Annotated in this window: 9 protein-coding genes; 6 read left to right on the top strand and 3 right to left on the bottom strand. The window is 69.9% G+C overall.

Translation table 11 applies throughout. The features are described from left to right. Window positions 1–273 precede the first annotated feature (273 nt). Window positions 274–1,188, bottom strand: a complete 915-nt coding sequence (locus tag ACFWGJ_RS39685; RefSeq protein ID WP_387333823.1) for an NADP-dependent oxidoreductase — start codon at window positions 1,186–1,188, stop codon at window positions 274–276. 308 nt (window positions 1,189–1,496) lie between these two features. Next, window positions 1,497–1,994 carry an ATP-binding protein gene (locus tag ACFWGJ_RS39680; protein ID WP_387333822.1) on the bottom strand — a complete coding sequence of 166 codons (498 nt, stop codon included), beginning with the start codon at window positions 1,992–1,994 and terminating at the stop codon, window positions 1,497–1,499. A 140-nt stretch (window positions 1,995–2,134) separates the two neighbouring features. On the opposite strand from ACFWGJ_RS39680, the gene ACFWGJ_RS39675 reads away from it, so the two are divergent. Together ACFWGJ_RS39675 and ACFWGJ_RS39670 are read left to right on the top strand one after the other, a co-directional pair. Continuing rightward, entirely contained in the window at window positions 2,135–2,989 is an 855-nt protein-coding gene (locus tag ACFWGJ_RS39675) for a helix-turn-helix domain-containing protein (protein ID WP_381832632.1), read from the top strand. Next, a complete protein-coding gene (locus tag ACFWGJ_RS39670) occupies window positions 2,986–3,177 on the top strand; it encodes a DUF397 domain-containing protein (RefSeq protein WP_381832635.1) in 192 nt (63 codons plus the stop codon). Before ACFWGJ_RS39675 ends, ACFWGJ_RS39670 begins: the two co-directional genes overlap by 4 nt. 18 nt (window positions 3,178–3,195) lie before the next feature. On the opposite strand, the gene ACFWGJ_RS39665 is transcribed toward ACFWGJ_RS39670, so the two are convergent. Continuing rightward, the gene (locus tag ACFWGJ_RS39665; protein ID WP_387333821.1) at window positions 3,196–4,248 is read right to left on the bottom strand and encodes a hypothetical protein; all 1,053 of its coding nucleotides are present in this window, start codon (window positions 4,246–4,248) and stop codon (window positions 3,196–3,198) included. 301 nt (window positions 4,249–4,549) lie between these two features. Between ACFWGJ_RS39665 and ACFWGJ_RS39660 the strand changes: the two genes are divergently transcribed. The 4 genes from ACFWGJ_RS39660 to ACFWGJ_RS39645 all read left to right on the top strand — a co-directional run. Further along, entirely contained in the window at window positions 4,550–4,927 is a 378-nt protein-coding gene (locus ACFWGJ_RS39660) for a hypothetical protein (RefSeq protein WP_387333820.1), read from the top strand. Window positions 4,928–5,155: 228 nt separating this feature from the next. Beyond that, entirely contained in the window at window positions 5,156–5,632 is a 477-nt protein-coding gene (locus ACFWGJ_RS39655) for a hypothetical protein (RefSeq protein WP_387333819.1), read from the top strand. Between the two features lie 69 nt (window positions 5,633–5,701). Then, window positions 5,702–6,673 (top strand): SUKH-3 domain-containing protein, encoded by a 972-nt coding sequence (locus ACFWGJ_RS39650; RefSeq protein WP_387333818.1) that lies wholly within the window; start codon window positions 5,702–5,704, stop codon window positions 6,671–6,673. Window positions 6,674–6,771: 98 nt separating this feature from the next. Then, the coding region (locus tag ACFWGJ_RS39645) for a putative T7SS-secreted protein (RefSeq protein ID WP_387333817.1) at window positions 6,772–7,208 on the top strand (437 nt) is incomplete at its 3' end.

The raw sequence follows: 7,208 nt of genomic DNA, 5'->3' as shown, positions 1-7,208 counted from the left end.
GCGCAGTTCCCCGCGCCCCTAGGGGGTGGGGGCGAGGGTGTGAAGTTCGGCAGCGGGTCAACGGGCCCTCGCCCCAGGCCCCGCAAGGGGCGCGGGGAACTGCGCGGCCCACCCCCACCGGACCCGCAGCAAAACATCGGGGGCCGGCCCCCACCCCCTAGGGGCGCGGGGAACTGCGCGACCAGCCCCCACCGGACCCGCACCCGAAACTCAAGGGCGGAAGGAACGGCGCGATCTCTGGCGCAGTCTCCCAGGGTGCCGCGTACGGGAGCGTCAGGCGACGGTGAGGACGAGCTTGCCGCGGCCGTGGCCGGCGTCGCTCGTCTGCTGCGCCTTGGCGGCGTCGGCGAGCGGGTAGGTGGCGCCGACCGTGATGGTCAAGTCGCCGTCGGCGGCCTTGCGGGCGAGTTCGGCGAGGCGGGTGGCCGAGCGGCGCTGCGGGCCCTCGGCGAAGACGATGCCGAGTTCGCGGGCCCGGAAGTCGGCCGTGGTGACGATGCGGTCGGTGCCGCCGCGCAGGGTGATGGAGTCCTCCAGCGCGCCCTTGCCCGCGGCGTCGAAAACGGCGTCCACGCCGTTCGGGGCGAGCGCGCGGACCCGCTCGACCAAGCCGTCTCCGTAGACGAGGGCGGTGGCGCCGAGCGAGGTGACGTACTCCTGGTTGTTCGGGCCGGCGGTGCCTATGACGTGGGCGCCGCGGGCGGTGGCGAGCTGGACGGCGATGGTGCCGAGGGCGCCGGACGCGCCGTGGATCAGCAGCGTCTCGCCGGCCTTGACGTCGAGGAGGTCCAGGACCCGCTCGGCGCCGTCGCTCGCCACGGGCAGTGCGGCCGCCTGTGTCCAGTCGAGCCCCGCCGGCTTGGGGGCGAGGACGGTCGCGTCGGCCAGTGCGTACTGGGCGTAGGAGCCGGTCTCGGACCAGCCGAGTACCTCGTCGCCGACCTTGTACTGGTCGACGCCCTCACCCACGGCGTCGATGATTCCGGCGATCTCGCCGCCGGGGATGGCGGGCAGGATGGTGGGGAAGATGGCTTCCATGATCCCGGAGCGGATCTTTCCGTCCACCGGGTTGACGCCCACGGCCTTGACCTGGACGCGGACCTGGCCGGGGCCGGGCTGGGGCACCTCGACCTCGGTCTGGTGCAGGACCTCGGTGCCGCCGAACGCGTCGAAAACGATGGCCTTCATGACTGCTGTCTCCTTCGGTGAGCTGGTCTGGCGACCACCGACCACGTTTGTGTGGCCAGCCACATAAAAAGTAGCACCGATTATGTGGCTAGCCAAGTAGTTGTCGGAGGGATGCCTTGGAGCCGGGGAGGCTCTGGTGCCGCCGTCAGTCCCTGGCGGGGTATCGCGGCAGGTCAGCCGTCGGAGGTGGGGTGGATGTCGGAGGGGGCGGCGCCCGTGCCGGTACGGGCGCCGAAGATCTGGATTTGGTGGGTTCTCTCCCCGGGTTCTTGCACAGCATTTGATGCCGGTCGGTATCGGTCGGCCGTTTACCGGGACGGGCGAATCCGGGGGCCGGTGGGGGCGGGTCCGGAGCCGGCGGGCTTCAGCGCCGGTGTCAGTGCTGATGACGGTGCCGGGTTCGGTACGAAGTTGAGCTCGGCCCAGACCGTCTTGCGCGGGGGTCTGCCGGGCGTGACGCCCCAACGGTCGGAAAGCGCCTCCACGATGACGAGTCCGCGCCCCGACTCGTCGGCGGGGCCCGGGTGCTGCGGGCCGAGGGTCCGGCGGTCGCCGCGGGCGTCGGTCACCTCGATGCGGAGGGTGCCGCCGATCACGTACAGCGTGAGGCGGAAGTCGCGGCCGGGGACGCGGCCGTGCGTGACGGCGTTGGCGGCCAGCTCGGCCACGATGTGCTCCGCACGGTCGGGGTCCAACGGCAGCTCCCAGGCGCGGACTTGCTCGGTCGTGAACCGCCGGGCGAGGCGGGCGCCGCGGGGTGTCGCTGACAGGAGCAGGCTGAAGCTGCGGACGGTTTCTTGATTCACGTCACACAGCGTGGCCAACCGTGTCTACTTTGAACCGGGGTTACGACTGTGCGTATCGGAACTGTCGCGCTGTGGTCCCGGTCTGTCTTGGCTGTCTCGGGTGTCGTACGGGGGCGGGCGGGTGTTGGAGGTGGGTGGAGATGAGCAGCGGTGAGGGTGTGGATGAGGCGGGCTGGGACCTCGAACCGGGGGACGAGAGCGCGCCGTTGGTGGAGGCCGTCGGGCGGCTGCTCAGGATCTGTCGCGAGGCGGCCGGGCTGCGGGTCGCCGACGTCGGTGAGGCCCTCGGGTACGGCGAGGACATGATCCGCAAGATCGAGCGCGGGGCGCGGATTCCACGGCCGGAGTTCCTGGACCGGGCGGACGAGGTGCTGAACGCGAGCGGGCACCTCAAGGCGTTCAAGGGGGATGTGGAGAGGGCCCGGTACCCGAAGAAGGTGCGGGAGCTGAAGGAGTTGGAGGACCGGGCGGTCGAGTTGCTGCAGTACAGCAACCACAACATCCAGGGGTTGTTGCAGACGCCGGAGTATGCGCGGGCGTTGTTCGAGATGGCCCAACCCGCCTACTCGCAGGACGAGGTGGAAAGGGGGACTGCCGCACGTATGGCACGGAAGGCGATCTTTGCCAGGGACCCCGCCCCGACGCTCTGTTTCGTCCAGGAACAGGTCACGCTGGAACGCCCGCTCGGTGGGAAGATGGTGCTACGCCGCCAACTTGACCACCTGCTGGAGGTGAGCCAGTTGCGGAACGTCACGCTTCAGGTCATGCCGACCGATCGGGAACAGCACGCCGGAGTGCATCACGGCCCGATCCAAGTGCTGAAGTTCGTCGACGGCACAGCGATCGGCCGTTGCCCAGGTGCGTTCAACGGCCGCCCCGTAACCACCCCCAGGGATCTTCGTATCCTTGAACTGCGGTATGGCATGATCCGCGCGCAGGCTCTCACACCGGGGGAGTCGCTGGCCTTCATCGAACGAGTGCGGGAGAAACTATGAGCGTCACGGAACTCCACTGGTTCAAGAGCAGCTACAGCGACAGCAGTGACATCAATGACTGCGTCGAAATAGCGAAGGCGCCTGCCGTCGTCCACGTCCGTGACTCCAAGAACCCCGCCGGGGCGCGGCTCACCCTCAGCCCCACCGCCTGGGCGTCGTTCGTGGCACCCATGGCGGCAGGCAACTAGCTGGGATTGAGGGCCGGGTCACTGCAAGTTCTGCACATGCGGATGGCCGGGCGCGACCGTACACACGTACAGCTGCAAGTTGTAGCTGCGGCCGATGTTCAGCTGGGTCGCGCAGGACGGGCCGCGGTAGTGCAGGCCCGTATAGCCGGCGTCCTCCACAGGACGCCAACTGCCGTTGCCGCCGTCCCATTCGCTGCCGTCGATCGTGAGCAGGGGCCGCACGGCCGAACCGCACTCGGGGCATGCCATGGAGAACGGGTCGCTGAAGCTCCAGGGGGCGTAGCCGCCGAGCTTGCAACCTGGAGCGACGCTGAGGTCGTACTGATAGCCGATGGCGGTGACGTCATCCAGCTCATCCAGCTCATCCCCGTCCTCAGGCTCTTCCGGGGTCTGCTCCTCCTCCCAGGCCTCGATGCGGTCCGCGAGGTCCTCGGGCAGTTCGTGCGGGGCGGGGTACTCGGTGACCGTCTCGGGGTGGAGTACGCAGGGCTCGGGGAGGTAGTCGTCGTTGCCGATCACCGAGGGCTGCGGGGCGGTGGCGAGGGGGTCGGTCACGTCGGTGGAGGCGCGCCAGCGGAGCGTGACCGCGGGGAGGTGGTCCGCGGCGTGGTCGAAGGGGCACCACAGGACCTGGAGCAGATCGGTACCGGCCGGGCAGGGCAGCGCGGGGACGTCGGCGGCGTACAGCTGGACCACGGGGATCATGGGGGCCGGGCCGTCCTGGGGCATCCGCGTGCGGCCGGAGATCGAGGCGCGGTCGACGATGACGCGCTCCTCGGGGGTAAGGAGGTCGGCGCCCTCGGCGCGCGGCCGGTCCCAGGCCTCGTCGAGGATGCGCCGCCCCAGCCGTACGTCGTCGGGGGCGACACCGCGGTGCGAGGGACCGGCATGATCCGGGCAGGTGGGCCACGGTTCGTGGGCCGGCCAGAGGAGCGGCCCGCCGATCGAACTGTCGGCGGCGGTCGGCGCACCGGCACGCGGGTGCAGTCGTACGGCGGTACGGGCCATCGGCGCCAACTCGGGGAAGAGGGCGGCGATGTCGAGGGGGCGGGGTGGGGTGGTGCGGGGCATGGGGAGAGGCTATGCGTGCACGCAGGCGGAAGACGAAGGTGGGGCACGCTCGATGGTCGATGGGGCGCGGGCGGTGGCGTACGCCTGGTCCACCGAGGGGCATACGGGCCGTACTACTACCCCGACGACGCGGGACGTCTTCCGACGGGGGACGCGAGCACGGACGTGGGCATCGATGTGACGCGACTGCGGATCCGCCCGCGGCCGCCTGAGGATTCGCCCGCGTGGACTCTGAAGGCGGGGCAGCGGGATGAGTAGCACTTTCAAGTACCGGCGCCGGAGCTCCTGTTCGCACGGCGGCTTGGCCGCGGACCTTACGGCGGAGCATCGCCTCCCAGGTACCGGCGGGGGTGGCTGCCTGCAGATCCACCGCAAGGTATCGCTGGCGCTTCCGATCGGCACCCATTGGCGCGACGCCGCATGGCTCGCCTTCGGGCTCTCGGTGCACTCCGCCGACCTGTCCTCCGCGCATCCCGACGGCCTGCTCGTCGAGGTCGCCGCGCTTACCTTCCCCCTCGCCCACTACCGGTCCGAGGTGGCGGCGCTGGCGATGGACGCCTGGGTGCGCAACGAATTCGCCCTCCCCGATCGAGGACTGCGCGTCGCTCCCGACGAGGAGAACGGGGCATGGCGATTCCAGTGGGGACGGCACTCTGATCCCTTTTCGGACGGACGCTGACCGGTCGGTGGTGGAGGGAAGGCACGTGCAGGCGCTGGCCGGGATCGGCACCCCGGAAGCGCCCCGGGGGAGTGGCCGGACCCACTGAGATGGCATGCGGCGGAGGAGCTGGGCATCGAGGACGAGCTCGGTTACGACGAGGACGCGATGGTGGGCGGGGCGTAGCCAGGAGGCCGGGGATGGACGGCGGGTTCTGTGCCGGCACGGTCGGCATCGGGAGGAGGGGACATGGCGACGGGCGGCTGGGACTGGGGCGGTGACGAGAGCCCGCTTCGCTTCGACGATCCCGTCGAGTGGGACGCGGCGTACGAACGCGGAGAGGACTCACTGGGCTCCGCCGCGATCGGGCTGGCCTTCAACTGCTCGCTGGCCGAGGCGTCACCTCGGATCGTCAGGGCGATGCAGCTGCCGGACATCGGCCAACGCGGCTTCGCCTTCACCGCGGCGGGCACCGCGGCCCGGCTCAACGGCGAACTGACACCAGAGCTGTACGCCGCGCTGCGGGCGGAGGGCCACGGCCGCAGGAGCATGGCGGAGAACGCCATCGACGACACCCTCGACCACGTGGCGTTCCGGCAACTCCCGCCGTGGTTCAAGTGGCAGATGGTCCGGATGACCGTGCAGAACAAGCTGGAGTACTGGTGGATGCTGACCACGGACGCGGTCGGCGATGCGCGGCGGGCCCTGCGAGGTCGCCGCTCCTGAGGGCAAGGGGCGCGATGGCGCGGTCGGCGGGGGGCGTGGCAACAACTGAGTGATCGGGCGGTGGTGCAAGTGGCGGATGACCGGACGCGACGGGGCTGGTCCCCGCAGACCGAGGACGTGCTGCGCCGTGCGGGCTGGCGTCCCGGGCGGTCGGTGCCGACGTCGACCTGGGAAGCGGTCCTGAGTGAACGCGGGGCCTTCGTGGCTCATGACGCCGCGCGTCGGCTCCTCGCCGAGTTCGGCGGTCTGGTGACGTACGGCTGGCCCGCCGATTCGATCACCACTTCGTCGGCCGTCCGGTTCGACCCCCTCGCGGCCGCCTGGCAGGACGAGCGGTTCGCGCGGGCGAGCCGCGAAGCAGGGGCGCCGCTCTACCCGGTGGGCACGGCGGACGAAGGCGCCGGCTTCCTGGGGATCACCGAAGAGGGAGCACTGCACCTGCTTCGGGACCGGGCGGAACCGCTGGCGACGACCATTGACCAGGCGCTGGACCGGTTGGTCACGCGGCAAGGGGCGCAGGCAGCCCTATGGACACCCGACGTGCCGGCGGACCCCTCTCCGTTCTGGCGGAGGTTCGACATGGCGGAGGCCGGCGAGGACGCCGGGGTGCGCTGGTCGGCGGAGACGGATCGGGTGCTGCGGGCAGGGGGCTGGCGTCCGGGCCGGGCAATTCCCACGGACACCTGGGAAAGCGCCCTTCTGCAGAGTGGTGAGTACGAGATCCACGATGCCGCCCGCCGCTTTCTGGCGGAGTTCGGTGCGGTGGGTGTGCCCTATCGCGATCCCCTGGACACCACGTCGTGGATGGAGTTCCGACTGGATCCGCTGTCGGCGTTCTGGGACGCGGAGATCATCGAGGATCTGGCAGAGCAGGCGGGTGTCGACAGCCTCTACCCCGTCGGCATGCGTGACCGCGGGAACCAGTACCTGGCCATGGCGCCGGACGGGGCTGTCTACGCCGGCATGGACAGCGTCTGGCTGCTGGCACCCACGCCCGACGAGGCGGTGCAGAGGCTCACGCGGCGGCTGGGCGACCACTGACGGGCTGATCGGCCGATCTTCGCGCCGAACGCCCGTACCAAGTAACTTCACTTGTGCATATGTGTGGTTGACGGGCTTGGTGCGACGGGGGTTGCGGCGTGGCGGGGTATCGGCCGACGGACTGGCATGTGCTGGATCTGGAGAAGGATCCGACGCCGGGGGATCCGGTCCGGGTGAAGTCCCTGGCCAAGAGCCTGCATGACTTCGCCGATGACGTGCAGGATGCGTTGCGGCTGGTGAATGGGATGGCGGGCGAGGATGCCGTCCTGACGATGGTCGGTAAGACGGCCGAGGTGTTCCGGGACGAGTTTTCCGGGGTGCCGAAGAATCTCAAGAAGCTGAAGAAGTCGTACGACTTGGCGGGGGATGCGCTGGCGGCGTACTGGCCCGAGCTTGAGCGTGCCCAGACACTCGCCGACAAGGCGCTCGTGAAGGGGCGGGAGGCGCAGGCGGATCTGTCGTCCGCGAAGTCCAAGCTGTCGTCGGCTGATTCGTGGGTGACTCGGGCCAACAAGGAAGCGGACAAGTACAAGGA

Origin of the sequence: Streptomyces sp. NPDC060205 (genome assembly GCF_042728395.1) — a bacterium.
Lineage (GTDB): Bacteria > Actinomycetota > Actinomycetes > Streptomycetales > Streptomycetaceae > Streptomyces.
The sequence above is the reverse complement of the archived record's forward strand: the minus strand, read 5'-3'. Positions and strand labels throughout refer to the sequence as shown.

Bases quoted from the DNA above. Each gene is read 5' to 3' on its own strand.
- ACFWGJ_RS39685 (WP_387333823.1), bottom strand. From the start codon at position 1,188: ATGAAGGCCATCGTTTTCGACGCGTTCGGCGGCACCGAGGTCCTGCAC.
- ACFWGJ_RS39675 (WP_381832632.1), top strand. From the start codon at position 2,135: ATGAGCAGCGGTGAGGGTGTGGATGAGGCGGGCTGGGACCTCGAACCG.
- ACFWGJ_RS39670 (WP_381832635.1), top strand. From the start codon at position 2,986: ATGAGCGTCACGGAACTCCACTGGTTCAAGAGCAGCTACAGCGACAGC.
- ACFWGJ_RS39665 (WP_387333821.1), bottom strand. From the start codon at position 4,248: ATGCCCCGCACCACCCCACCCCGCCCCCTCGACATCGCCGCCCTCTTC.
- ACFWGJ_RS39655 (WP_387333819.1), top strand. From the start codon at position 5,156: ATGGCGACGGGCGGCTGGGACTGGGGCGGTGACGAGAGCCCGCTTCGC.